Annotated in this window: 15 protein-coding genes; 12 read left to right on the top strand and 3 right to left on the bottom strand. The window is 73.4% G+C overall.

The window, feature by feature from the left end; translation table 11 throughout:
* Positions 1-40: 40 nt before the first annotated feature.
* From AB0947_RS22100 to moeZ, 9 genes are all read left to right on the top strand, one after another.
* The gene (locus AB0947_RS22100; protein WP_366752039.1) at positions 41-1,759 is read left to right on the top strand and encodes an ABC transporter substrate-binding protein; all 1,719 of its coding nucleotides are present in this window, start codon (positions 41-43) and stop codon (positions 1,757-1,759) included.
* A gap of 4 nt (positions 1,760-1,763) precedes the next feature.
* The gene (locus AB0947_RS22095) at positions 1,764-2,810 is read left to right on the top strand and encodes an ABC transporter permease (RefSeq protein WP_366752038.1); all 1,047 of its coding nucleotides are present in this window, start codon (positions 1,764-1,766) and stop codon (positions 2,808-2,810) included.
* Positions 2,807-3,805 (top strand): ABC transporter permease, encoded by a 999-nt coding sequence (locus AB0947_RS22090; protein ID WP_366752037.1) that lies wholly within the window; start codon positions 2,807-2,809, stop codon positions 3,803-3,805. Before AB0947_RS22095 ends, AB0947_RS22090 begins: the two co-directional genes overlap by 4 nt.
* Positions 3,802-5,439, top strand: coding sequence for an ABC transporter ATP-binding protein (locus AB0947_RS22085; protein ID WP_366752036.1), 1,638 nt, complete (start codon positions 3,802-3,804; stop codon positions 5,437-5,439). The genes AB0947_RS22090 and AB0947_RS22085 overlap by 4 nt, the downstream gene beginning before the upstream one ends.
* A 251-nt stretch (positions 5,440-5,690) precedes the next feature.
* On the top strand, positions 5,691-7,472 hold the full coding sequence (locus AB0947_RS22080) for a DUF3492 domain-containing protein (RefSeq protein WP_366752035.1): 1,782 nt from the start codon (positions 5,691-5,693) through the stop codon (positions 7,470-7,472).
* Between the two features lie 125 nt (positions 7,473-7,597).
* Entirely contained in the window at positions 7,598-8,899 is a 1,302-nt protein-coding gene (locus AB0947_RS22075) for a hypothetical protein (RefSeq protein WP_366752081.1), read from the top strand.
* A gap of 185 nt (positions 8,900-9,084) precedes the next feature.
* Complete coding sequence (locus AB0947_RS22070; RefSeq protein ID WP_366752034.1) at positions 9,085-10,038, top strand: NAD-dependent epimerase/dehydratase family protein; 954 nt, start codon at positions 9,085-9,087, stop codon at positions 10,036-10,038.
* On the top strand, positions 10,026-10,775 hold the full coding sequence (locus AB0947_RS22065) for a spherulation-specific family 4 protein (RefSeq protein ID WP_366752033.1): 750 nt from the start codon (positions 10,026-10,028) through the stop codon (positions 10,773-10,775). The genes AB0947_RS22070 and AB0947_RS22065 overlap by 13 nt, the downstream gene beginning before the upstream one ends.
* 63 nt (positions 10,776-10,838) lie before the next feature.
* Entirely contained in the window at positions 10,839-12,017 is a 1,179-nt protein-coding gene (gene moeZ, locus AB0947_RS22060) for an adenylyltransferase/sulfurtransferase MoeZ (protein WP_366752032.1), read from the top strand.
* A 65-nt stretch (positions 12,018-12,082) separates the two neighbouring features.
* Here the strand turns inward: moeZ and AB0947_RS22055 are convergent, their stop codons facing one another.
* The 3 genes from AB0947_RS22055 to AB0947_RS22045 form a co-directional block, all read right to left on the bottom strand.
* A complete protein-coding gene (locus AB0947_RS22055) occupies positions 12,083-13,636 on the bottom strand; it encodes an alpha/beta hydrolase (protein ID WP_366752031.1) in 1,554 nt (517 codons plus the stop codon).
* A gap of 149 nt (positions 13,637-13,785) precedes the next feature.
* On the bottom strand, positions 13,786-15,330 hold the full coding sequence (locus AB0947_RS22050) for an alpha/beta hydrolase (RefSeq protein WP_366752030.1): 1,545 nt from the start codon (positions 15,328-15,330) through the stop codon (positions 13,786-13,788).
* A 96-nt stretch (positions 15,331-15,426) separates the two neighbouring features.
* Entirely contained in the window at positions 15,427-18,294 is a 2,868-nt protein-coding gene (locus tag AB0947_RS22045) for a lysylphosphatidylglycerol synthase domain-containing protein (protein ID WP_366752029.1), read from the bottom strand.
* Positions 18,295-18,480: 186 nt separating this feature from the next.
* Here AB0947_RS22045 and AB0947_RS22040 point away from each other — a divergent pair, with 186 nt between their 5' ends.
* The 3 genes from AB0947_RS22040 (at position 18,481) to AB0947_RS22030 (ending at position 26,330) form a co-directional block, all read left to right on the top strand.
* Positions 18,481-18,888, top strand: coding sequence for an MGMT family protein (locus AB0947_RS22040; RefSeq protein WP_366752028.1), 408 nt, complete (start codon positions 18,481-18,483; stop codon positions 18,886-18,888).
* A 257-nt stretch (positions 18,889-19,145) separates the two neighbouring features.
* Positions 19,146-22,583: an ATP-dependent DNA helicase gene (locus AB0947_RS22035; RefSeq protein WP_366752027.1), complete on the top strand. Its 3,438-nt coding sequence runs from the start codon at positions 19,146-19,148 to the stop codon at positions 22,581-22,583.
* A gap of 111 nt (positions 22,584-22,694) precedes the next feature.
* On the top strand, positions 22,695-26,330 hold the full coding sequence (locus tag AB0947_RS22030) for a UvrD-helicase domain-containing protein (protein ID WP_366752026.1): 3,636 nt from the start codon (positions 22,695-22,697) through the stop codon (positions 26,328-26,330).
* Positions 26,331-26,337: the final 7 nt, after the last annotated feature.

Here is a 26,337-nt window from a genome sequence, read left to right as displayed (position 1 = left end):
GACGAGCCCCACCACGTCACCCCGAGAGGTCGTCATTCCGATGCGTCAACCGTCCGTCATAGCGCGCCGCGTGGCAGTGGCATCCGTCACCCTGGTCGTGGCAGCGGGCGCCGCCGCCTGCGGCCCGGAGGACAACGATGCCAAGGGCTCCGGTGGCGACTCCACGCCCCACAAGGGCGGCACGCTCACGGTCCTGAACTCACAGCCGCAGTCGGACTTCGACCCCGCGCGCCTGTACACCTCCGGCGGCGGAAACGTTCCCTCGTTGGTGTTCCGCACCCTCACCACGCGCAACCGCGAGAACGGCGCGGCCGGCGCCAAGGTCGTCCCCGACCTCGCCACCGACACCGGGCGCCCCAACAAGGACGCGACCGTGTGGACGTACACCCTGAAGAAGGGCCTGACGTACGAGGACGGCACGCCGATCACCTCGGCCGACATCAAGTACGGCATCGAACGCTCCTTCGCCCCCGAGCTGTCCGGCGGCGCCCCCTACCTGCGGGACTGGCTGGTCGGCGCCGCCGACTACCAGGGGCCGTACAAGGACAAGAAGGGCCTGTCCGCGATCGAGACGCCGGACTCCCGGACGATCGTCTTCCATCTGAACAAGCCCGAGGGCGAGTTCCCGTACCTCGCCACGCAGACGCAGTTCACCCCGGTGCCCCGGAGCAAGGACACGGGCACCAAGTACGAGTCGCACCCGGTCTCGTCCGGCCCGTACAAGGTCGTCAAGAACGAGAACGATGGCGAGCACCTCGTCCTGGAGCGCAACACGCACTGGTCGGCGGCGACCGACGAGGAGCGCAAGGCGTACCCGGACCGCATCGACGTGCGCTCCGGCCTGGACTCCTCGGTGATCAACCAGCGGCTGTCCGCGTCCCAGGGTGCGGACGCCACCGCCGTCACCACGGACACCAACCTCGGCCCGGCGGAACTCGCCAAGGTGGCCGGCGACAAGGACCTGGCCGCGCGCGTGGGCACCGGCCACTTCGGCTACACGAACTACCTCGCCTTCAACCCGAAGGTGAAGCCGTTCGACAACCCCAAGGTGCGCCAGGCCGTCGCGTACGCCATCGACCGGTCCTCCGTGGTCAACGCGGCCGGCGGCAGCGCCCTCGCCGAGCCCGCCACCACGTTCCTGCCGAACCAGAAGTCCTTCGGCTACACGCCCTACGACCCGTTCCCGGCGGGCAAGTCCGGCGACCCGGCGAAGGCCAGGGAACTGCTGAAGCAGGCCGGCTACGCGAACGGTCTCACCATCACGCTGACCCACTCCAACAGCAAGGACTTCGAGACCAGCCCGGAGATCGCCACCGCCGTCCAGGACGCGCTCAAGAAGGCCGGCATCACGGTCAAGCTGCAGGGCCTGGAGGACAACGACTACCGGGACAAGATCCAGAGCGTGAAGACCGAGCCCGGTCTCTTCCTCGCCCACTGGGGTGCCGACTGGCCCTCCGGCGGCCCCTTCCTCGCCCCCATCTTCGACGGCCGTCAGATCGTCAAGGACGGAGCGAACTTCAACACGGGCCAGCTCAACGACAAGTCGGTCAATGACGAGATTGACGCGATCAACAAGTTGACCGACCTTGACGCCGCGGCCCAGCGCTGGGGCGCACTGGACAAGAAGATCGGCGACAAGGCCCTCGTCGTGCCGCTGTTCCACCCGGTGTACAAGCGCCTGTACGGCAAGGACGTCAAGAACATCGTCATCAGCGACTGGACCGGCGTCCTGGACATCTCCCAGGTCGCGGTGAAGTAGCACCGTGAGCGAGGCACTTGCCGTCGTCGAGACCGCCGGGACGGGCACCTCCGTCCCGGTGGTCTCGGGGGCACGTCAGTTCTGGCGGCGGCTGCGGGCGCAGCGCGCCGCCCTGGTCGCCGCGGCCGTCGTCGCGCTGCTCGTCCTGGTCGCGCTCGCCGCGCCGCTGCTCACCGCGCTGGAGGGCCAGGACCCCACCACGTACCACCCCACCCTGATCGACTCCGCGCGCGGCGGTGTGCCCATCGGCTCCCTCGGCGGCATCAGCGCCGACCACTGGCTGGGCGTCGAACCGCAGACCGGACGCGACATGTTCGCCCGGCTGGTCTACGGCGCGCGGGTCTCGCTGGGTGTGGCGCTCGCCGCCACGGTGGTCCAGGTCGCCATCGGCGTCGCGGTCGGCGTGGCCTCCGCGCTCGGCAACCGATGGGTTGATCAACTGTTGAGCCGGGCCACGGACATCATCGTCTCGATGCCCCTGATGATCATGTCGTTGGCACTGCTGGCCATCGTGCCGTCCAGCTTCCCCCGGCCGGTCCTGGTGACCCTGGTCATCGGTCTGATCGCCTGGGGCACCATCGCGAAGATCGTGCGGGCCCAGACCCTCTCCCTGAAGGGCCTCGACTACGTCTCCGCCGCCCGGCTGAGCGGCTGGGGCACCTGGCGGATCGCACGCCGCGAACTCCTGCCCGGCCTCGCCGCGCCCGTCATCACGTACGCTGCGCTGCTGGTGCCCACGAACATCTCCGTAGAGGCGGCGCTGTCCTTCCTCGGCGTCGGCGTGAAGCCGCCCACCCCGTCCTGGGGCCAGATGCTGACCGCCGCGGACGTCTGGTACCAGGCGGCACCCCAGTACCTGCTGCTGCCGGCCGGCGCCCTGTTCGTCACCGTCCTCGCCCTCACCGTCCTCGGCGACGGCGTGCGCACCGCCCTCGACCCGCGCGCCGCCTCCCGCCTGCGCGTCGGCACCGGCCGCAAGAACGCCAGCGGGACCGGGAAAGCGGCCGGGAACGCGGCCGGGAACGCGACCGAGAAGGAGGCCTCCGCATGAGCGGCTTCGGCGGATTCCTGCTGCGCCGTACCGCCGGCGCCGTCGTCACCCTGCTCGCCATCTCGGTGATCGTCTACGTCGTCTTCTACGTCACCCCCGGCAACGTCGCCCAGATCACCTGCGGCCCGCGCTGCTCTCCGGAGCAGGTGCACCAGGTCGCCGAGCAGCTCAAGCTGGGCGACCCCCTCTACCTGCGCTACTGGCACTTCCTCCAGGGACTGTTCGTCGGCCAGGACTTCTCCACGGGCACCTCGGTCGAGCACTGCGCCGCGCCCTGCCTCGGGCAGTCGTACCAGACCGACCAGCAGGTCCTGCACATCATCTTGGCGAAGCTCCCGGTCAGTGTGTCGCTGGTCGTCGGCGCCATGGTGCTGTGGCTCCTGCTCGGCATCGGCACCGGAGTGCTGTCCGCCTGGCGACGCGGCCGGGTCTCCGAGCGCGTGCTGACCGCCGTCACCCTCGCGGGAACGGCCACGCCCGTCTTCGTCATCGGCCTCGTGCTGATGATCGTCGTCTGCGGCCAACTGCGCCTGCTGCCCTTCCCGCAGTACGTGAACTTCACGGACGATCCCGAGCAGTGGGCGTGGAACCTCCTGCTGCCCTGGCTCTCGCTCGCCCTGATCGAGGCGGCGGCCTTCGCCCGCCTCACCCGCGCGTCCATGCTGGAGACCCTCGCCGAGGACCACATCCGCACCTTCCGCGCGTACGGCGTCCCGGAGCGCTCCATCGTCGGCCGGCACGCGCTGCGCGGCGCCCTCGCGCCCGTGATCGCGCTGAACGCCAACAACGTGGGCTCCGCCGTCGGCGGCGCCGTCCTCACCGAGACCCTCTTCGGCCTGCCCGGCATCGGCCAGGAGCTGGTGCACGCGGTGAAGGTCGTCGACCTGCCGGTGGTCGTCGGCATGGTCCTGGTGACCGGCTTCTTCGTGGTCCTCGCCAACGCCGTCGCGGACGTCCTGTACGCGGTGGCCGACCGACGGGTGGTGCTCGCATGAGCCTGGTGGAAGCGGCCGGCACGAGCCTGGAAGCGGCGGACGACAGCCTGGTGGAGGTGTCGGGCCTGACCGTCGAGTTCGGCGCCCTGCGCGCCGTCGACGGGCTCTCCTTCCGCCTGGCGAAGGGCGCCGCCCTGGCCCTGGTCGGCGAGTCCGGCTCCGGCAAGTCCACGGTCGCGGGCGCCCTGCTGGGCCTGCACCGGGGCACCGGAGCCCGGATCGGCGGCTCGGTGCGGGTGGCCGGCACCGACGTACAGGCGGCCTCCGACGAGGAACTGCGCCGGCTGCGCGGCGCCAGGGCCGCCATGGTCTTCCAGGACCCGCTGTCCTCGCTCGACCCGTACTACGCCATCGGGGACCAGATCGCCGAGGTCCACCGCGTCCACACGCGCGTGTCGCGCCGTGCCGCACGCGCGCGTGCCGTGGAGGTGCTGGACCGGGTGGGAATCCCGGACGCGGCCCGCCGGTCCCGGTCCCGGCCGCACGAGTTCAGCGGCGGCATGCGCCAGCGCGCCCTCATCGCCATGGCCCTCGCCTGCGAGCCCGAGCTGCTGATCGCCGACGAGCCGACCACCGCCCTCGACGTCACCGTCCAGGCGCAGATCCTCGACCTGCTGCACGGGCTGCGCGAGGAGACCGGCATGGGCCTGCTCCTCGTCACCCACGACGTGGGCGTGGCCGCCGAGTCCGTGGACGACGTCCTCGTCATGCGGCACGGCCGGGCCGTCGAGCGCGGCCCCGTCGGCACGATCCTCACGGCACCCGCCGAGCCGTACACCCGGGAACTGCTCGACGCCGTCCCGCGCGTGGACGCCCGCCGCACCGGCTCCCCGGCCGGCGAGGAGGCAGTGCTGGAGGCCACCGGCCTGCGGCGCGAGTTCGGACGCGGCAAGCGGACGTTCGCGGCCGTGGACGACGTCTCGGTGACCGTCCGGCGCGGCGAGACCCTCGGCGTGGTCGGCGAGAGCGGCAGCGGCAAGACCACGCTCGGCCGCATGCTCGTGGGGCTGCTGGAGCCGACCGCCGGGGAGATCCGCTACGAGGGGCGCCCGCACACCGGCGTGGACCCGTCCGTCCAGATGGTCTTCCAGGACCCCGTCTCCTCCCTCAACCCGCGCCGCAGCGTGGGTGAGTCCATCGCCGACCCGATCCGCGCGCGCGGCGAACGGGACGAGGAGCGCATCCGGGAGCGCGTGAGGGAACTGCTGGAGCGCGTCGGGCTCGACAGGGCGCACTACGACCGGTACCCGCACGAGTTCAGCGGCGGACAGCGCCAGCGCATCGGCATCGCGCGGGCGCTCGCCGCCGAGCCGCGCGCCATCGTCTGCGACGAGCCCGTCTCCGCGCTCGACGTCACCACGCAGGCGCAGGTGGTCGCCCTGCTCGGCGAACTCCAGCGGGAACTCGGCCTCGCGCTGGTCTTCATCGCGCACGACCTCGCCGTCGTCCGCCAGGTCAGCGACCGGGTCGCGGTGATGCGGCGCGGCCGGCTCGTCGAGTACGGGCCCGCCGACGAGGTGTACGACAGCCCCCGCGAGCCGTACACCAAGCAGCTCCTGGCCGCCGTACCCGCGCTCGACCCGGAACTGGCGGCCCGGCGGCGCGCCGCCCGGCGCCAGCCGGCGGCGGTGTAGCGGTGCGGCGCCGTGGCGGCCGGCGGCGGCAGCTCCGCGGACTGGCGTAACGTTTCGCGCTCGGGTGATCACTGTCTGATCCCTTAGCGCGACGGAACGCGACCCGCACGCGAAAGTTACGACCGTTCACCCCTTTTGGTGGTGCGACGGACAACCGTCCGTCGCACCACCGCCTTGTCCCCTTACGTTCGTCCCGCTGCGAGCCGCCAGGACAACGGCGGCTCCCCAGACGGGAGATCGGGGGTGCACACGTGCGCATAGGACTGGTTACCGAGGGTGGCTATCCCTATGTGGGCGGTGACGCCATGCTCTGGTGCGACCGGCTCGTGCACGGGCTCGACCGGCACGCGTTCGACGTCTACGCGCTCAGCCGCGGCCCGCACCAGGAGGCCGGCGGCTGCGTTCCGCTCCCACCGCAGGTCAGCCGGGTGTGTACGGCGCCGCTGTGGACCGCCGCGGACGACGGGGTCGCGTACGGACGACGCGCACGCCGGCGCTTCGCCGAGTGCTACGGGGAGCTGGTGGCGGCGGTGTGCGCCGGGGCCGACGGGGGAGGGGCCGGGTCTTCGAGGAGCACCGTGGCCGGGGCCTGGCCCGGGCCCGGGGTCGGGCCAGGAACGGCGTCGGACATCCGGTCGCAGGACGCTTCCGCCGATCTGGCGGACCGTTTCGGCAGCGCCCTGTACGCGCTCGCCGAACTCGCCCGCGAGCAGGGCGGACTCGTGGGTGCCCTGCGCTCCGACGCGGCCGTGCGCGCACTCGAACGCGCCTGCCGCGCCCCCCGGGCGCTGCGCACGGCGCGCGAGGCGCGCGTACCCGATCTGCTCACCGTCGCCGCGCACCTCGAACGCGCCCTGCGCCCCCTCTCCCTCGACTGGTACGGCGACGACGGCCTCGGCGCGGCCGACCTCTGCCACGCCACCTCCGGCGGCCCGGCCGCCCTCTGCGGCCTCCTCGCCCGGCACTTCTCCGGCGTACCGCTGCTGGTCACCGAATACGGCGTGCACCTCCGCTCGCACTACCTGACCCTCGGCCCCGACACCGCCACCCCCGCCGTACGCGCCCTGCTCGGCTCCTTCCACCGGCGGCTCGCCGCCGAGGTCTACCGGGGGGCCGAGATCCTCACCCCGGGCAACGCCCACGCCCGCCGCTGGCAGGAACGCTGCGGCGCCGACCGCTCCCGTGTCCGCACGGTGTACCCCGGCATGCCGGCCGACCGGTTCACCGAGATCGGCGAGTCCCCGGACCGCGCCGACCCGCACACCCTGGTCTGGGTGGGACGCGTGGACCCCGCCAAGGACCTGGTGTCGCTGCTGCACGCCTTCGCGGAGGTGCGCAAGGCCGAGCCCGAGACCCGTCTGCGGATCGTCGGCACGCCTTCCGGCCCCGAGGGAGGGGCCTACCTGGGCCACTGCCGGGCGCTCGCCGCGCAACTGTTCCCGGACGAGGCGGAGGGCGCGCACGCCGTGGGCGACAACCCCGTCTCCTTCGAGGAGATCGGCGGACCCGACCTCCCGACGCTGCCCGACGCCTACGCCGCCGGTGCGGTCGTCGTCCTCTCCAGCGTCGTGGAGGGCTTCCCGATCAGCCTCGTCGAGGCGATGTTCTGCGGCCGGGCCACCGTCTCCACGGACGTGGGCGCGGTGGTGGAGGTCATCGGCGGCACGGGACTGGTCGTCCCACCCCGCAACCCCAGGGCGCTCGCCGAGGCGTGCCTGGCCCTGCTGCGCGACCCCGAGCGCCGTGAGCGCCTCGGTGCCGCCGCGCGCGCCCGGGCGCTCGAACTGTTCACCGTCGAGCAGAACATCACGGCATTTCACGGCATTTACCTGGAGATCGTCTCGCACTGCCCGGTTCGCCGGGTGGTCCTGGACGAGTCCGGTGAACCCCTGCCGTTCGCCGCCCCCGCCGAGTCCCACGTCCCCGGCCGCTGGACCGGCCCCACCCCCCGCGTCCTCCCCCGTGGCCTGCCCACCTGGGCCACGAACACCCCGGTCCGGGCGACCCCGCTGGCGACGGAGGGCGCCCGATGAGCGAGCTGGACGCCCGTCCGGCGGACGGGCCGGGCACTGGCCCGGCAGGTGAACCGGGCGCCGACTTCGTCAGGGGCGGCGGTACGCCGGACCGGGGCGAGCCTGCCGGAGCGGACCGGCCGGGGATGCCGAGCGGAGCCGATCCGTGGGACACGCGGTCGGGGCAGTGGCTGGCGGACGTACCCGACGAGCGCTCCGCGCGAGCCACGGGATCGCCGTTCGCCCCGGCCGGGCAGCCCTCTCCCTCACCCTCCCCGCCCGGCTCCCGCGCCGTACCGGACGCGAGCCCGGGGGAGGGGAGCCGTCGGCGAGGAGCGCCAGGGCCCCGCCGTGGGCCCGTCGACCCGGTGAAATCGCTGCTGCACCGGCACCGGGAACTGTGCGAGCGGGCCGTGGACCCGTTGGAGATCGCCGCGGGGCTTGAGGCGCACGGCCTGACCGACCGGACCGCCGCCCGCTTCCGGCACCGTGACGTCTTCTCGCTCGCCGAAGAGCTGTACGCGCGCGTGCCGCGCACCGCCGAGCCACGCCCGGAACCCGAGCCCCGGCCGGCCCCCCGCGTCCGCCCCGGCTGGGTCCTGCTCACCCTCCTGCCCGGAGTCCTCGGCGCGGCCACGGTGACCGGAGTGCGCCTCACCCAGGGACACCCCCGCCAGTCGGTGGCACTCGGCGGCCTCCTCGCCGTCGCCCTCGCCACGCGCGCGGCACTGCGCCACGGCCCGCTCGCCGGCCCACCCGGCACACGCGCGTGGGGCGCCTGGATCGCCACGCGCGCGTGGACGGTCTGGCTGCTCGGATACGCCCTCCTCGGCGACGGCCTCCTGCACGCCGTCCTGACGGGCGGCCCCGACACCCCGCCCACCGTGGCCCCGCACGGCCCCTGGCCCACGACCGCCGCGCCCGTCCTGGCCCTCCTGCTGGCCTGCGCCCCGGCGGCCTGCTCCGCGCACCTCCTCGCCGCGGGCGCCCGCCGCAGGCTCACCCGCAGCCGGGGCCTGGCGGACTTCACGGCCGCCGCGAAACCCCTGCTGCTCGGTGTCCTCGCCGTGTTCCTGGGCGCCCTCGCCGCGCTGATCGCGCTCTGCGGCACCCTCCTGCACGCGCCCGCGGCCTACCCGCAGGCACTCTCCCTGGGCGCCCTGCTCCTGCTCGCCCGCCTGCTCACCGTGCACCGCCACCGGCACGCCCCCGCCCTGGCGCTGGGCGCCGCCGTGGCCACGGAGGCGGCGGCCCTGGCGCTGCCACTGGCCGGCCGGCTGCCCGGCTGCGCCTTCCTGGCGACTCCCGTCGAGACCCTCGTCGACGCCTCGGGCGAGGCCGCCGTACCGGCCCTCGCCTGCGGCACCGCGGCCCTGACCCTGCTCTGGCACGCCGGCCGCACCCTCACCCAGGCCTCGGCCCACGCGCCGACGGGAACCCCCGGCTGAACCTTCCGCCACCGGCCCGACGCACCGCCGGAGGCAACCGCATCACCCCCTGAAGGAGAACACCAGATGACCACCTCCCGACCCGGAGCGCCCGGCACCCCCGGAACCACCGGAGCGCCCGGCGCAGCCGAAGGAGCCGTCGAGACGGCCGGTACCACCGGCGCGCACACCCCGGGAGCCGGCCGATGAGGGTCCTGCTGATCGGAGCCAACGGATTCATCGGCCGCTTCGTCGCCGACCGCCTGCTCGCCGACCCGGCCGTCCAGCTCACCGCACTCGGCCGCGGCGACGACGCCGACGTCCGCTTCGACCTCGCCACCGGCAGCCCGGGCGCACTCACCCGCTTCCTCGACGCGGTCCACCCCGGAGTCGTCATCAACTGCGCCGGCGCCACGCGCGGGGGCGCCCGCGACCTCACCCGGCACAACACGGTCGCCGTGGCCACGGTCTGCGAGGCCCTGCGCCGCAGCGGCTGCGGTGCCCGCCTGGTGCAGATCGGCTGCGGTTCCGAGTACGGCCCGAGCCAGCCCGGTTCCTCCACGGCCGAGGACGCCGTGCCGCGTCCCGGCGGCCCGTACGGCGTCAGCAAGCTCGCCGCGACCGAACTGGTCCTCGGCTCCGGACTGGACGCCGTCGTCCTGCGGGTCTTCTCACCGGCCGGACCCGGTACCCCGGCCGGCTCCCCGCTCGGCCGGCTCGCGGAGGCCATGCGCCGCGCCATGCAGTCCGGCGACGGCGAACTCAAGCTCGGCGGCCTCGGCGTCCAGCGCGACTTCGTCGACGTCCGCGACGTGGCCCGGGCCGTGCACGCCGCCTCGCTCTCCGCCGCGCAGGGCGTGATCAACATCGGCTCCGGCCGCGCCGTCCGGCTCAGAGACGCCGCCGCCGTCCTCGCGCGCGTGGCCGGATACGGCGGCGCCCTCCACGAACTCGACGCCCCGCCCGGTCCGCTGCGCGCCGCCATCGGGCACCCCCGTGGCGACTCCGAGCACGCGGTCCCGGTGGCGTACCCGGACGGCTGCGGCAGCTGGCAGCAGGCCGACGTACGCACCGCGCGCGACCGGCTCGGCTGGCGGCCCCGCATCAACCTCGAGGAATCCCTGGCCGACATCTGGATGGAGGCGGCATGCCGCATCTGACCAGCACCGCCGCGGACACCACCGGCACCGGCGTCCGCACCGCCCTCGGCATCCCCGGCTACGCCCACCCGCTCGTCGCCCCGGCCCAGTGGGCGGAACTGGCCCGCCCCGGCACCCCGCTGGACTGGGTGGTCCTCGACGTCGCCGCCGGCCCCGGCACCCGCCCCGACCCGCACTGCCTGGAAGCCGCGGGCCGGCTCCGCGCCGCCGGCGTCCGCGTCCTCGGCCACCTGGACCTCACCTACGGCGCCCGTGCCTTCGGTGACCTGCTCTCCGACGCCCACCGCCACCTCGACTGGTACGGCGTCGACGGCTTCCTGCTGGACCGCTGCCCCACCGAACGCACCCCGCTCCCCGAGGTGCGCCGCGCGATCACCACGCTCCGCGCGATCAGTGACAGCGCCCACATCGTCCTCGGCCACGGCCGCCACCCGCACCCCGGCTACGCCGAGAACGCCGACCAGCTCGTGACCTTCTCCGGCCCCTGGTCCGACTACCGCTGGTCCCAGGCGGCCGAGTGGACCGCCGACTACCCGTCCGACCGCTTCTGCCACTTCGTGCACGGTGTGCCCCGCGGCCACCTGGACGAGGCGCTGCGGATCGCCCGCTGGCAGGGAGCGGCCACGATCTACTTCACGGACCGTACGGACAGGAACGGTCGCGTGGACCCCTGGGAGACCATGCCCGGCTACTGGGACGACATCGTCTCGCGCCTCGGAACGGGTGTCTCGGAATGAAGAAGGCCGTGGCAGTGTTACGAGAAGAACAACCGTAGTGATCGACCGACCAACGGAGTCCCCGTGTCGCTGCCACCCCTGGTCGAGCCAGCTCCTGAGCTCACCGTAGACGAGGTCCGCAGGTACTCCCGCCACCTGATCATCCCCGACGTGGGCATGGACGGGCAGAAGCGGCTGAAGAACGCCAAGGTGCTCTGTGTGGGCGCCGGCGGCCTGGGCTCGCCGGCGCTGATGTACCTGGCCGCCGCGGGCGTCGGCACCCTCGGCATCGTGGAGTTCGACGAGGTCGACGAGTCGAACCTGCAGCGTCAGATCATCCACAGCCAGTCCGACATCGGCCGCTCCAAGGCCGAGTCCGCGCGCGACAGCGTCAAGGGCATCAACCCGTACGTGAACGTGATCCTTCACGAGGAGCGGCTCGAAGCCGACAACGTGATGGACATCTTCAGCCAGTACGACCTGATCATCGACGGCACCGACAACTTCGCGACCCGCTACCTGGTCAACGACGCGTGCGTGCTGCTCAACAAGCCGTACGTGTGGGGCTCGATCTACCGATTCGACGGCCAGGCCTCGGTGTTCTGGTCCGAGCACGGCCCCTGCTACCGCTGCCTCTACCCGGAGCCCCCGCCCCCCGGCATGGTCCCCTCCTGCGCCGAGGGCGGCGTCCTGGGCGTGCTGTGCGCGTCCATCGGCTCCATCCAGGTCACCGAGGCGATCAAGGTCCTCACCGGCACCGGTGAGCCGCTGGTCGGCCGACTGATGATCTACGACGCCCTGGAGATGCAGTACCGCCAGGTCAAGGTCCGCAAGGACCCCGACTGCGCGGTCTGCGGCGAGAACCCGACGGTCACCGAGCTCATCGACTACGAGGCCTTCTGCGGCGTCGTCTCCGAGGAGGCCCAGGCGGCGGCGGCCGACTCCACGATCACTCCGAAGCAGCTCAAGGAGTGGATCGACGACGGTGAGAACATCGAGATCATCGACGTCCGCGAGCCGAACGAGTACGAGATCGTCTCCATCCCGGGCGCCAAGCTGATCCCGAAGAACGAGTTCCTCATGGGCACCGCTCTGGGGGGCCTCCCGCAGGACAAGAAGATCGTCCTGCACTGCAAGACGGGTGTCCGCAGTGCGGAAGTCCTCGCGGTCCTGAAGTCCGCGGGCTTCTCCGACGCGGTCCACGTCGGCGGCGGCGTGATCGGCTGGGTCAACCAGATCGAGCCGGAGAAGCCGGTCTACTGAGCCGGTGACCCGGTCTGCGTGGCGGGGGCTTCGGGTGCGTACGGCGCCCGGAGCCCCCGTTCGCGTCAGGAGCAGACCTTGCCGTCCTTCGGCACCGTCCCGCTCAGCAGGTAGGCGTCCACCGTCGAGTCGACGCAGTCGCTCCCGTTGCCGTACGCCCCATGTCCCTCGCCCTTCCAGGTGAGTTCGACCCCTACGCCCCGGCCCAGTTCGTCGGCCATCCTGCGGGCGCCCTCGTACGGGGTGGCCGGGTCGCCGGTGTTGCCGACCAGCAGGATCGGCGCCGCGCCCGGTGCGCTGACCTCCGGAGTGTCGTACTGGCCCGGCACCGGCCAGTCGTGACACCAGCCCGCCGTGTCCCAGCCGAGGAAGTCCCCGAAGACCGGCGATATCCGCCTGAACTCCGCCAGCCGCCGCTTCGTGTCGGCGAGCGTGGGCCGCTGCTTGTCGTCCAGGCACGATATGACCCGCTGGGAGTGCGTCGTCGTGCCGTAGCGCCCCGAGGCGTCCCGGTCGTTGTACTCGTCGGCGAGCGCCAGCAGCCCCGAACCGTCGCCCCGCTCCGCCGACTTCAGGGCGCCGGTCAGCCTCGGCCACATCGACTCGCTGTACAGCGGCAGGATGATCCCGGTGACCGCGAGCGTCTGGGTGAGCTTCCGGCCGGATGAGGTCGGCAGCGGTTCGGCGTCGATCCGTCCCAGCAGGCCGGCCACCTTCCGGGAGCCCTGCTCGGGGTCCTGGCCGGTGGACTTGAGGTAGTCGTCCAGGGCCCGTTGGAAGCCGCGCGCCTGGTTCTCGGCGTGGCCCACCGTGTCCGCGGCCGGGTCGACCACCGCGTCGAGGACCAGCCTGCCCACCCGCTGCGGGAACAGATGGGCGTAGACACCGCCGAGTTCGGTGCCGTAGGAGATGCCGAAGTAGTGCAGCTCGTCGTCGCCGAGGACCTGGCGCATCAGGTCCATGTCGCGTGCGGTGTCGGTGGTGGACACATGGGCCAGCAGCGGGCCGGCGGCCTTCTGGCAGCCCTTGCCGAAGTCGGTGGCGTCCTGGAGGTACGCCTTCTCCTCGGCCGGGGTGTCCGGTGTGGCGTCCACGGACTCGGCGGCCTGGATCTCCCGGTCGCCGCGGCAGCGGACGCCCTCGCTCGCGCCGACCCCTCGGGGGTCCCAGCTCACCAGGTCGTAGCGCTCGTGGAGGGAGGAGACGGAAGGCTCGAAGTACGGCATCGTCGACACACCGGAGCCGCCCGGGCCGCCGAAGTTGAACAGCAGCGAGCCGATGCGGTCGCCGCCGGTCGCCCGCGCGCGGACGAGGGCGAGCCCGATCGTCTTCCCGTTCGGCCGGGACCAGTCCAGCGGCACCTTGAGCGTCGCGCACCGCCAGGCGTCGCCCGGCGCGGACGAGGTCCCGGTGGCCTCGCAGCGGTGCCAGTCGAGGCGCTGGGAGGTGAGGGAGGCCGGGAGGGCCGCCTGCGTCGGCGCGGTCGTGGAGCGCGACGGCGACGCGGGAGCCGAGCCCGTCCCCTTGCCCTCGTCCCCGCCCCCGTCGGACGAGCCCCCGCATCCGGCCAGCAGCAGCCCCGCCGCCAGCGCGGCCGTCCACCGCGGCAATCGCATCATGCGCACCCCCCTGACAGGCCCGCCGCATCGTGCCGCGCCGGGCGTTCAGGCCATCGTAGGCGCCCCGGGCCCGGCCTGTGGGGGCCTGTGGATAACCCTGTGAGCTGGGGATTCGCCTGCCGTGAGGGTCTGTTGTCGTCGGGGGTCTGTCAGGAGCAGACCGTGTTGGCCTTCGGCTTCCTTCCGTCCAGCAGGTAGCCGTTCACCGCGCTCTGCACGCACTTGTTCTTGCTGTCGTACGCGCCGTGCCCCTGGCCCTTGTACGTCAGCTCGATGCCGACGCCCTTGCCGAGTGCGTCCACCATCTTCCGCGCGCCCTCGTAGGGGGTGGCCGGGTCGCCGGTGTTGCCGATGACGAGGATGGGCGCCGCCCCCGGGGCGCTGACGTCGGGGTGGTCGGCCGCGCCCGGCACCGCCCAGTCCGTGCAGCTGACCATGCCCCAGGCCAGGAAGTCGCCGAACAGCGGGGAGGCGGCGCGGAACTCGGGCAGCTTCCGCCGGACGTCGTCCGCGGTGTACCGGGGTTTCTCGTCGGAGCAGTTGATGGCGGTGTTGGCCGCGGTGAGGTTGCTGTACTCGCCGTTCTCGTTGCGGCCGTTCATCGAGTCGGAGAGCAGCATGAGGATCTTGCCGTCGCCGTCGTACGCCTGCTCCAGGCCCTCGGTGAGGTACTCCCAGAAGTCCTTCGAGTACAGGGACTGCGCGATGCCGTTGGTGGCGGCGGTCTGTGTCAGCTGACGCGGGAAGATGCCGGGGATCGGCTTCTTCTCCAGGTCGGCGAGGAGCTTGGCGATGCGGTCCTTCACCTCCTGCTCGGTGCTGCCGATCGGGCACTCCTCGGTCTTCGAGGTGCAGTCCCTGGCGAAGTTGTCCAGCGCCAGCTGGAAGCCCCTGGCCTGCCCGAGCGCGCCCTGCTCCGGGGTCTGCGTGGGGTCCACGACCGCGTCCAGGACGGCCCGGCCGACGTTCTTCGGGAACAGATGGGCGTAGACACCGCCGAGCTCGGTGCCGTAGGAGATGCCGAAGTAGTGCAGCTTGTCGTCGCCGAGGACCCGGCGCATCAGGTCCATGTCGCGGGCCGCGTCCGTGGTGCGCACGTGCGGCAGGATCGTCTCGGAGTTCTTCTCACAGGCCGCGTTGAACTGCTTGGTGCGGTTCAGGAGCTGGACCTGTTCGGCGTGGTCCTCCGGGATCGCGTCCTGCTGGAAGTACTCGTCCAGCTGGGCGTCGCTCTCGCATTCCACCGGTGCGCTGCGGCCGACCCCGCGCGGGTCGAAGCTGACCAGGTCGTAGCGGGTGCGCAGGGCCGCGTAGTCCGCGCCGAACGCGGGCAGCGTGGTCACGCCGCTGCCTCCCGGGCCGCCGAAGTTGAAGACGAGCGAGCCGATCCGCCTGCTCGCGGGGCCACTGGCCCGGGCGCGGATCAGGGCGATGCCGATCGTGTCGCCCTTCGGCCTGCTCCAGTCCAGCGGCGCCCGCATGGTCGCGCACTGCCACTCCCCGCCGTTCGGCAGCGGCGAGGGAGGGCTGCCGCCGCCCTCCGCCTCCGAGGGGGCCGGGCAGGATTTCCAGTCCAGCTTCTGCGCCGTGAGATCTCCGTCCTTGCCGTCGCCTCCGCATCCGGCCAGTACGGCGGAGAGCAGCACAGCGGTGGTGGTCAGCGCGGCGGCGCGCAGCCGGAACGGGTTCGCCATACCCCCATCGTGGGGGCGCGCACGCCGGGGCGCGCGGGACGCGGGCCGTAAGAGGTAACCCGTCGGCGGGGCCGGAACCGCGCCGGGCAGGCCCTCTTACAGGGTTCCCTTGCGGGTGAGGTGGTTGAAGGCCAGCCAGCCCGGCAGCACCGGCAGCCACAGGGTCAGCAACCGGAACAGCAGGACGGCCGGAGCCGCGACCTCCTTGGGCAGACCCACGGCGATCAGGCCGACGGTGAGGGTCGCCTCGACCGCGCCCACGCCACCGGGGGTGGGCGCCGCGGAGCCGAGCGCGTTGCCGGCGAGGAAGACGACGGCGACGCTGGCGATGCTCAGCGACGCCGATCCGTCGCCGAAGGCCCGGATGGAGGCGTCCAGGCACATCACGAAGCAGGCGGTCAGCAGCAGCATGCCGCCGATGCCGGTGACGAGCTTCTGGGGCCGCTGGAGCACGTCGAGCATCCGCGGTACGACACCGGCGAACAGCGACCTCACGCGCGTGACGACGAACTTCCGCAGGAACGGCACCGAGGTGACCACGAGGACCAGGACGGCCACGGTCAGCAGACCCGCGATGACCGTGCGGGACGGCGACAGCGACGGCGTCTTCTCGGTGCCGGTCAGATAGCCGAAGGACAGCAGCATCAGGATGTGACAGCCGAGCCCGAACAGCTGCGAGGCGCCGACGCTCGCCACCGCGAGTCCCGGGCGTACGCCGGCGCGCTGCAGGAAGCGCGTGTTGAGCGCCACACCGCCGACCGCGGCCGGCGCCACGATCTTCACGAACGACCCGGCGACCTGCGCGGCCACGGTCCGCGGGAACGGCACCCGTTCCGGTACGAAGCCCAGCAGGGCCATCGCGGCGGCGACGTAGCTGAGCGCGGAGAACAGCACCGCGGCGGCCACCCAGCCCCACTGGGCCTGCGCGAACAGCGTGGCGAACTCGATGTGGGTGAGCTGCGTCAGCAGGTAGTAGGCGCCGATCGCACCCGCGATGAAACTGATGAGGGTGCGCGGCCGGATCCGCTCCAGGCGGGCCGGTTCCACGGGCGCCTGGGGCCTGATCCGCAGCACCTGGTGCCGGATCTGGGTGAGCAGATCCTCCTCGCGGGCCTCTTCGAGGGCTTCGTCGATGGCCCGCTTCTCGGCGCGCTGCTCGGCGCGGACCGCCTTCTTGTCGGGCTTCTCGGGCCCGGGCGGGGCCGTCTCGGAGGCCTCCTCCAGACGGGCCGCCTTGGCCTGCCGGGAGGCCTCCAGCACGGCTTCCCGTTCGCGCTGCGCCCGCTCCCGGGCCAGTCGGCGCAGCGTCGCGCGCGTGGAGCGCGTCAGCGCGATCGGCTGGAGCATCGGCAGGCAGTCGGCCACCGCGTCGGGGCCGAGCACCTTCACCGCCGAGGCCACCGCGCGCTCGGCGCCCACCCGCAGGCCGAGCGTGGTGACCAGTTGGGCGACGTCCATGCGCAGCAGCAGATCGCCGGCCGCGATCTCGCCACCGCGCAGTTCGGTGAGGATCACCCTGCCGGAACGATCCACCAGGATCGCGTCTCCGGCCAGCCTGCGGTGCGCGATGCGCCGGGACTGCAGCGCCCGCACCTGGTGCCAGGCGTTCCGCAACAGCTCGTCGGTGATCTCCTCGTCGGCCAGCGAGTCCAGGGTGCGCCCGCCGGTGTGCTCGTACACGAGCATGACCGCGTCCGGGCCCAGTTCGGAGGTGGCGATCAGCTTGGGCGCGTTGGCGCCCGCCGCGATCGCCGCGTACGCCAGCAGCGCCTCCTGCTCCAGTGCCTGGCGCAGTGACTGGAGGCTGGAGCGGGTGGCGAAGCCGCGCAGGGTGAGATTGCGCCAGGCGCGGTAGAAGAAGCCCTGGGCCTGCTGTTCCCGGTCGACGACCGTGACGTCCAGCGGCGGGCCGTCCTCCAGCGAGACGAAGTAGCGCCGGCCCCGGTCGCCGTTCTCCGTCTCCACCACTTCCTCGCGGGCCGCTCCGACGGGGTGGAAGCCGACGTGCCGCAGGCCCGCCATCAGGGTCTGGCCGGTCGGGCGGACGTTGGGGGAGCCGACCGCGTACAGGGTGCCGTAGGCGATGGTCCAGCCGATCAGCACGGTCAGGATGATCGAGAAGGGGGTCGTGTAGCCGGTGACCAGCATCGAGAACGCGTCGAGCAGCAGCACGATCCACAGCACCGCGCGCCATCTGGGTCTGCGGGACATGCCGACGGCCGTCATATAGGCGATCACGGGCGCCAGATAGCCGTGCACCGGGTCGGTCAGGGCGTGGATGTCACCCGGCGAGGGCTGGGTGAGCGCCTCCTGGATCGAGTCCGGTGCGGCCCGGGCGACCCACAGGTCGGTGGCGAGCGTCACCCCGTGCGCGAGGACGGCCGCGAGGACGCCGTCGGCGATGCGCAGCCCGTCGCGTTTGATCAGCCGTTCGATCGCGAACGCGACCGGCACCAGCAGGATCGCGATGCTGGAGGCCAGCCCGGCGATCTTGATCAGCAGGTCCGGAGCCTGTCCGGTGCCCTTGTTGATGTCCTGTTCGAGGCCCGAGGTGGTGCCGTGCGCGAAGGCGGCGATCGCGAGCAGCACCACGATGCTGAGCAGGCCGACCAGGAGCCGCATCAGGTCGGAGGGGCGGTGCACGCGCGCGGGCAGCAGTGGTTCGTCGCGCTCCACCTGCTCGGCGTGGGGGTCGTCGTCGGCGCACGGACGGGGGTCCGGGGACGTGGTCCCGGGGGTCCGCGCCGTCTCGGCGGCGGGCGGCTCCTCGGCGGCATCCGCTCCGCCGTCGCCCTCCGCGCGCGTGGCGTCGTCCTCGCGCTGACCGGCGTCCTCCTGGGGGTGCCGGCCGCTGTCTTCCTGCTGCGCGCCGGTGCCGCCGCCGTCCGCGCGGGCGGGACCGGGGCGCGCGGAGGCGTCAGGGGTGCCCGCCGCTCCTTCGGGGTGCACGCCCTGCTCCTTCATGGTCTCTTCGTGGTCTCGTATCACCAGTCACCGCCCGCACGATGGTGGCATGCCCCACCGGTACTCACGGGCATCAGGGTGCGGATGCGCGGGCGCACAGTCTGCCCCAAGGACCGGGCGGGGGCGAGCGGACCGTTGCGCACGGCCCTCTCCGGAACGTCGGCGGGGTGCGGCAGGATGGGGCGGATGAGCGAGCAGAGCCCTCCCGAGGACGCCCGTGCCGAGGGCGCGGACGCGCCGCCGGGACACACGGACGCACTCCCGGAGTACGCCGAGCGGGTCCTGGACGTCACCGAGCGGATTCCGCCCGGCCGGGTCATGACCTACGGCGACGTCGCGGAGTGGCTGGAGGAGGGCGGGCCGCGCCAGGTCGGCCGGGTGATGGCCCTCTACGGCGGCGCCGTCCCGTGGTGGCGGGTCGTACGCGCCGACGGCGTGCTGCTGCCCGGGCACGAGCTGCGCGCGCTCGCCCACTACCGCGCGGAGGGCACCCCGCTGAAGCAGGCGAGCAGCGGCGCCGAGGGCCATCTGCCGCGGCTCGACATGCGCCGTGCCCGCTGGGACGGCGGCGCGGGTGCGGAGGATCACACCTGACAGCTTCCGCCATCGGATGCCGCCGTGGAGGGGCCGTGGCCCGTTCGGGGGACATGGGGGACGTCCGTGGCATGCCGTACGTTCGTGAGATGTGGGATGCGCGTGACGGCGGTGCCGCGAGGGAAGAAGCGGAAGCCCTGCTTCCGTCCGGAGCGGCGGCGTAGCGTCGGCAGCACGTGTCCCCGTCATCCCGCGGCCACCGCCTCGCGCGCGTGACCGCCTGCCCGCCAGCACGACCACCAGGACCGGCACATCACGTGAGCTCCTCTTCCTCCACCCGGCGCCCGCCGCACCCACCGGTGCGGCAGGGGAACCGTGGCGCTTACCGACTGGTCCGTACCCCTCCGGCCGTCGTGGACCCCCCTCCTCTGGACGCGGCACAGCGTGCCGTGGTTGACCACCGGACCGGACCACTCCTCGTCCTCGCCGGTCCCGGCACCGGCAAGACCACCACGCTGGTCGAGTCCGTGGCCGCCCGGATCGCCCAGGGCGGCGACCCCGAGCGCATCCTGGTGCTCACGTTCAGCCGCAAGGCCGCCGTCGACCTGCGCGACCGCATGGCCCTGCGCATGGGCGCCGCCCGCGCCCCCAGGGCCACCACATTCCATTCGTACTGCTACGCGCTGGTCCGTGCCCACCAGGACAGCGGCCGGTTCACCGAACCCCTGCGGCTGCTCTCCGGCCCCGAACAGGACGTCACCGTCCGCGAGCTGCTCGCCGGCCAGCCCGAACTGGAGCGGCTCGGCCTGACCCATGTGCGCTGGCCCGACGAACTGCGCGCCTGCCTCACCACGCGCGGCTTCGCCGACGAGGTCCGTGCCGTCCTCGCCCGCAGCCGGGAACTGGGCCTCGGCCCGGACGCCCTGGACGCCTTCGCCCGCCGCATCGGCCGCCCCGACTGGCGGGCGGCCGCCGCGTTCCTCGCCGAGTACCTCGACACCCTCGACCTCCAGGGCGTCCTGGACTACGCGGAACTGGTCCACCGCGCGGTCCTGCTCGCCCGCCGCCCAACGACCGCGGCACGGCTGGCGGCCCAGTACGACGCCGTGTACGTCGACGAGTACCAGGACACCGACCCCGCCCAGGTCCGGCTGCTGCGCGCCCTGGCGGGCGGCGGGCGCACCCTGGTCGCCTTCGGCGACCCCGACCAGTCGATCTACGCCTTCCGGGGGGCCGACGTGAACGGCATCCTCGACTTCCCGGCCGCCTTCCCGCGCGCGGACGGCCGTCCCGCCCCCGTGGCTGTGCTGCGCACCTCGCGCCGCTCCGGTGCCGCGCTGCTGGCCGCGACCCGCCTGATCACCCAGCGCATGCCGCTGACCCGGCTGCCCGCCGAGAAGGTCCGCGCCCACCGGGAGCCGGCCCCCGTACGGGACGGCGGCCGGGTCGAGGTCCACACGTACCCGACGCCCGGCGCGGAAGTGGACAACATCGCGGACATCCTGCGCCGAGCGCACCTGGAGGACGGCGTCCCCTGGAGCGACATGGCCGTCCTGGTGCGCGCGGGCTCCCGCCTCCCCACCCTCCGCCGGGCCCTCACCGCGGCCGGCGTCCCCCTGGACATCGACGGTGACGAGCTGCCCCTGCGGCACGAGCCCGCGGTCGCACCGCTGCTGACGGCCCTCCGCGCGGTGGCCACGGCGGAGGCACGGCACCGGGGCGAGGACCCGGCGACGGGCGCGGGAGACGGCGAACCGGCTGATGGAGACACCGCCGGTGAACATACCGACGCCGCCGAGGAACGCGCCGCAACCCCCGAGGATCGTGCCGGAACCGCTGCGGAACGTGCCGGAACCGCCGCGGAACCGGCCCCGGACTCCTCCTGGCTGGACACCGAGACCGCTCTCACCCTGCTCGCCTCCCCGCTCGCCGGCATGGACGCCGCCGACCTGCGCCGCCTCGGGCGCGCCCTGCGCGAGGAGGAGCGGGCCGCCGGAAACCCCCTGCCGCCCCCGTCCGACGAACTGCTCGCGCGGGCGCTCGCCGAACCCGAGCGCCTGGCCGTGCACGACCCGGCGTACGCGCGCGGGGCGCAGCGTCTCGGCGCGCTGCTCCGCACGGCCCGTGAGCGCCTCGCCGGCGGCGGTACGGCCGAGGAGGCGCTGTGGGACCTGTGGCAGGGCACACCGTGGCCCGGACGCCTGGAGCGGGCCGCCCGGCGCGGCGGCGCCGCCGGCCGCAACGCCGACCGGGACCTGGACGCCGTGTGCGCGCTGTTCGCCACCGCCGCGCGCGCGGAGGAGCGCTTCGGCGGCCGCGGCGCCCTGAACTTCCTGGAGCAGATCGAGGCCGAGGACATAGCCGCCGACACGCTCGCCCGCCGCGCGGTACGCCCGGACGCCGTCCGCGTGATGACCGCGCACCGCGCCAAGGGCCTGGAATGGCGGCTGGTCGTCGTCGCCGGCGTCCAGGAGGGGCTCTGGCCCGACCTTCGGCGCCGCGGCTCGCTGCTGGAGGCCGACCGCATCGGCCGTGACGGACTCGCCGAGCCCCTCACCCCGGGCGCGCTGCTCGCCGAGGAGCGCCGTCTGTTCTACGTCGCCGCCACGCGCGCGCGTGACCACCTCGTCGTCACCGCGGTGAAGGCACCGGCCGACGACGGCGACCAGCCGTCCCGGTTCCTCACCGAGCTGGGCGTCGAGCCGAGGGACGTCACCGGACGCCCCCGCCGGCCGCTGTCCGTCGCCGCACTCGTCGCCGAGCTGCGCGCGACCACGGTCGACCCGCGCGCGTCGGCCCCGCTGCGGGAGGCAGCGGCCCGCCGGCTCGCCCGGCTCGCCGCGCTCGCCGACGAGGACGGCCGCCCGCTGGTGCCGAACGCACACCCCTACCGCTGGTGGGGCATGTTCGACCCGACCGAGAGCAAGGTGCCGCTGCGCCACCGGGACCAGCCCGTGGTGCTCTCCGGCAGCGCCCTCGACCAGCTCGCCAACACCTGCGCACTGCAGTGGTTCCTGGGCCGCGAGGTGAAGGCGGACGCCCCCGCCACCACCGCCCAGGGCTTCGGCAACGTCGTCCACGTCCTCGCCGACGAGGTCGCCTCCGGCCGCACGCCCGCCGACCTCGACGTCCTCATGGAACGCCTGGACTCCGTGTGGAACGCGCTGGCCTTCGACGCGCCGTGGAAGTCGCGGCAGGAGAAGGACAACGCGCGCGTGGCACTCGAACGCTTCCTGAACTGGCACGTACTGAACCGGGCGAGCCGGACCCCGGTGGTGAGCGAGCACGACTTCGACGTCACCCTCGAAGCGGGCGACTACCAGGTCCGCATCCGCGGCCAGATGGACCGTGTGGAGACGGACGCCGAGGGCCGCGCCTACGTGGTCGACTTCAAGACCGGCAAGCAGGCGCCCACCGCGGGCGAGGTGGAGCGGCACCCCCAGCTCGCCGTCTACCAGCTCGCCGTCCGCGAAGGCGCCGTCGACACGGCCTTCGACGGCGCACGCCCCGAACCGGGCGGCGCGGAGCTGGTCCACCTCAGACAGGGCGCCGCCAAGCGCGACGGGGGCGACGGCCTGCCCAAGGTGCAGACCCAGGAGCCGCCGACGGGGGAGTGGGTCGGCGAGCTGCTGGCCACCGCCGCCGGAAAGGTCCTCGACGAGCGGTTCACACCGAGCGCCGGCCAGCACTGCGCGCACTGCGCGTTCCGGGCGTCGTGCAGCGCCCGCCCGGAGGGACAGCACGTGGTCGAGTGATCCGCACGGCCCGCGTGACGTACCGCACCACAGGCGCTGACCTGCGCTTCTTCCGCCACGGTCGACCGATCGGGTCCCGGTTGTCAGTCCTCGCCGCTAGCCTCTTTCGACATGTCCGCCCGTATCACCGACCCCGAGCAGCTCAAAGAGCTCCTCGGCATCCCGTTCACCCCGGAGCAGACGGCCTGCATCACCGCGCCGCCCGCCCCGCAGGTGATCGTGGCCGGTGCCGGGTCGGGCAAGACCACCGTGATGGCGGCCCGCGTGGTCTGGCTCGTCGGCACCGGCCAGGTCGCCCCCGAACAGGTCCTCGGCCTGACCTTCACCAACAAGGCCGCCGGTGAACTGGCCGAACGCGTCCGCAAGGCCCTGATCAAGGCCGGCGTCACCGACCCCGACGTCATCGACCCCGACAACCCCCCGGGCGAGCCGGTCATCTCGACGTACCACTCCTTCGCCGGCCGCCTGCTCACCGACCACGGCCTGCGGCTCGGCCTGGAGCCCAGCTCGCGCCTCCTGGCCGACGCCACCCGCTTCCAGCTCGCCGCGCGTGTGCTGCGCGAGGCCCCGGGCCCGTACCCGGCGCTGACCCGCTCCTTCGCCGACCTCGTCAGCGACCTGCTCGCGCTCGACTCCGAACTCGCCGAACACCTCGTCGACCCGGAGGAACTGCGCGCCTGGGACACCCGCCTGCTGCGCACCTTGGAAGGGGCCAAGCTCACCAACGCCGACCTGCGCAAGGTCCCGGAGACCGCCGCGGCGCGCCGGGAACTGGCCGAGCTCGTCCAGCGCTACCGGGCCGCCAAGCGCGCGCGGGACCTGCTCGACTTCGGCGACCAGATCGCCCTGTCGGCCCGCCTCGCCGGCATCCCCGAGGTGGGCCGCCTGCTGCGCGAGGAGTTCCGCGTGGTGCTCCTCGACGAGTACCAGGACACCTCCGTGGCCCAGCGCGTCCTGCTCGCCGGCCTGTTCGGCGGCGGCACCGGCCACCCCGTGACCGCCGTCGGCGACCCCTGCCAGGCCATCTACGGCTGGCGCGGCGCCTCCGTCGCCAACCTGGACGACTTCCCCGACCACTTCGCGCACGCCGACGGCAGCCCCGCCACGCGGCAGGCGCTCAGCGAGAACCGCCGCAGCGGCGGACGCCTGCTCGACCTCGCCAACGGCCTCGCCGCACCCCTGCGCGCCATGCACGCGGGCGTGGAGGCCCTCCGCCCGGCCCCCGGCGCCGAGTACGACGGCACGGTCCGCTGCGCCCTGCTGCCCACCCACGCCGAGGAGATCGACTGGATCGCCGACTCCCTCGCCCACCTCGTGCGTACCGGCACGCCACCCGGTGAGATCGCCGTGCTGTGCCGGACCGCGACCGACTTCGCCGAGATCCAGGGCGCCCTCGTCGCCCGCGACGTCCCCGTCGAGGTCGTCGGCCTCTCCGGCCTGCTCCACCTGCCCGAGATCGCCGACCTCGTCGCCGTCTGCGAGGTCCTCCAGGACCCCGGCGCCAACGCCGCCCTGGTGCGCCTGCTGACCGGACCGCGCTGGCGCATCGGCCCCCGCGACCTCGCCCTGCTGGGCCGCCGCGCCCGGCTGCTGGTCGCCCACGCGCGCGTGGACGGCACCGACGACCCGGACCGCAGGCTCGCCGAGGCCGTGGAGGGCGTCGACCCGTCCGAGGTGATCTCACTCGCCGACGCCCTGGACACCTTCCTGGAAGCACCCATGGAGGAGGGCGACGACGACGGGCTGCCGTTCTCCCCGGACGCGCGCGTGCGCTTCGCCCGGCTCGCCGCCGAGCTGCGCGACCTGCGCCGCTCGCTGTCCGACCCGCTGATGGACGTCCTGCACCGCGTCCTCGCCGTCACCGGCCTGGAGGTGGAGCTGTCGGCGTCGCCGCACGCGCTCGCCGCCCGCCGCCGCGAGACCCTGTCCAACTTCCTGGACATCGCCGCCTCCTTCGCCGCCGGCGACAGCGAGGCCACCCTGCTGGCCTTCCTCGGCTTCCTGCGCACCGCCGCCCAGTACGAGAAGGGCCTCGACAACGCCCTGCCCGGCGGCGAGAACACCGTCAAGGTGCTCACCGCGCACAAGTCCAAGGGCCTGGAGTGGGACGTCGTGGCCGTCCCCGGGCTCGTGACCGGCACCTTCCCCAGCGCCCAGGGCCGCGAGAAGTGGACCGCCCAGGCCAAGGTGGTGCCCCACGCCCTGCGCGGCGACACCGACACCCTGCCCGACGTGCGGTCGTGGGACTCGCGCGGCATGAAGGCCTTCCACGAGGCCATGAAGGAGCACCAGCACACCGAGGAGCTCCGCCTCGGCTACGTCACCTTCACCCGTCCCCGCTCGCTCCTGCTCGGCTCCGGCCACTGGTGGGGGCCCAGCCAGAAGAAGCCGCGCGGCCCGTCGGACTTCCTCACGGCCCTGCACGACCACTGCGCCGACGGGTACGGCGAGATCGAGGTCTGGGCGGACCCGCCGGCCGAGAGCGAGGAGAACCCGGCCCTGCACGCCGCCACCGCCGACCAGGTGTGGCCGCTCCCGCTGGACGCCGCCGCTCTCGCCCGCCGCCGCGCCGCTGCCGAGACCGTCCTCGCCCACCTGGACGCGCTCGCCGCCGGACCCGCCGACGGGCACCGGCCAGCTGCCCCGCACGACCCCGCCGGCGCCGAGGACCCGGACTGGCCCGCCCCACCGGAGGACGAGCCGTACGGCGACGACCCATACGGTGAGGACCCGTACGGCGACGACCCATACGGTGAGGACCCGTACGGCGACGACGCGTACGGTGAGGACCCGTACGGCGATGGGCCGTATGACGAGGAGCGGTACGCGGACCTCCCTCAGCAAGGTCCGCCCGACGATCCGTTCGGCGACGACCCCTTCGCCGGTGACCTCCCCGCCGGTGCCCCCACCACAGGTGCCATCGAAGCCGAGCCCTTCGGCCAGGACGCCTGGAACGCCGGACGGCCCACGGTCCCGCACCAGGCGCCCGCCCCGCAGGAACGCCCCCGTGCCGCCGAACCACGGCTCGCCGCCGCCCTCACCCCGGAGGAGGCCCGCACCGTCGCCTCCTGGGACCGCGACCTGGACGCGCTCACCGGAGAGCTGCTGCGCGCCCGGCAGACGGTCACCGAGGTCCCCCTGCCCACGACGCTCACCGCCACCCAGCTGCTGCGGCTCGCCGAGGACCCGGACGGGCTCGCACAGGAACTCGCGCGCCCCATGCCCCGCCCCCCGCAACCGGCCGCCCGCCGGGGCACCCGGTTCCACGCCTGGGTGGAAACCCGCTTCGAGGAGCTGACCCTGCCCCTGCTGGAACCGGACGAGCTGCCCGGTGGCGACGCGGAGATCGCCGACGAACGCGACCTGGAAGCCCTCAAGGCCGCCTTCGAACGCACCGAGTACGCCCGGCGCACCCCGTACCGGGTCGAGGCCCCCTTCCAGCTCACCCTCGCCGGCCGCGTCGTCCGCGGCCGCATCGACGCCGTCTACCGGCACGGCGACGGCGACGGGGCGACGTACGAGATCGTCGACTGGAAGACCGGCCGCACCGGCACCGCCGACCCGCTCCAGCTCGCCGTGTACCGGCTGGCCTGGGCCGAGCAGCAGGGCATACCGCCCGAGTCGGTCACCGCCACGTTCCTGTACGTGCGCAGCGGCGAGGCCGTACGCCCCGAGAGACTGCCGGACCGGGCCGCCCTGGAGCGGCTGCTCACCGGTGAGACGGAGCGCACACCGCAGGCAAGCTGAGTGTGAC

Origin of the sequence: Streptomyces sp. NPDC047841 (assembly GCF_040704085.1) — a bacterium.
Classification (GTDB): domain Bacteria; phylum Actinomycetota; class Actinomycetes; order Streptomycetales; family Streptomycetaceae; genus Streptomyces; species Streptomyces argyrophylli.
This window is presented reverse-complemented; position numbering and strand designations above follow the sequence as displayed.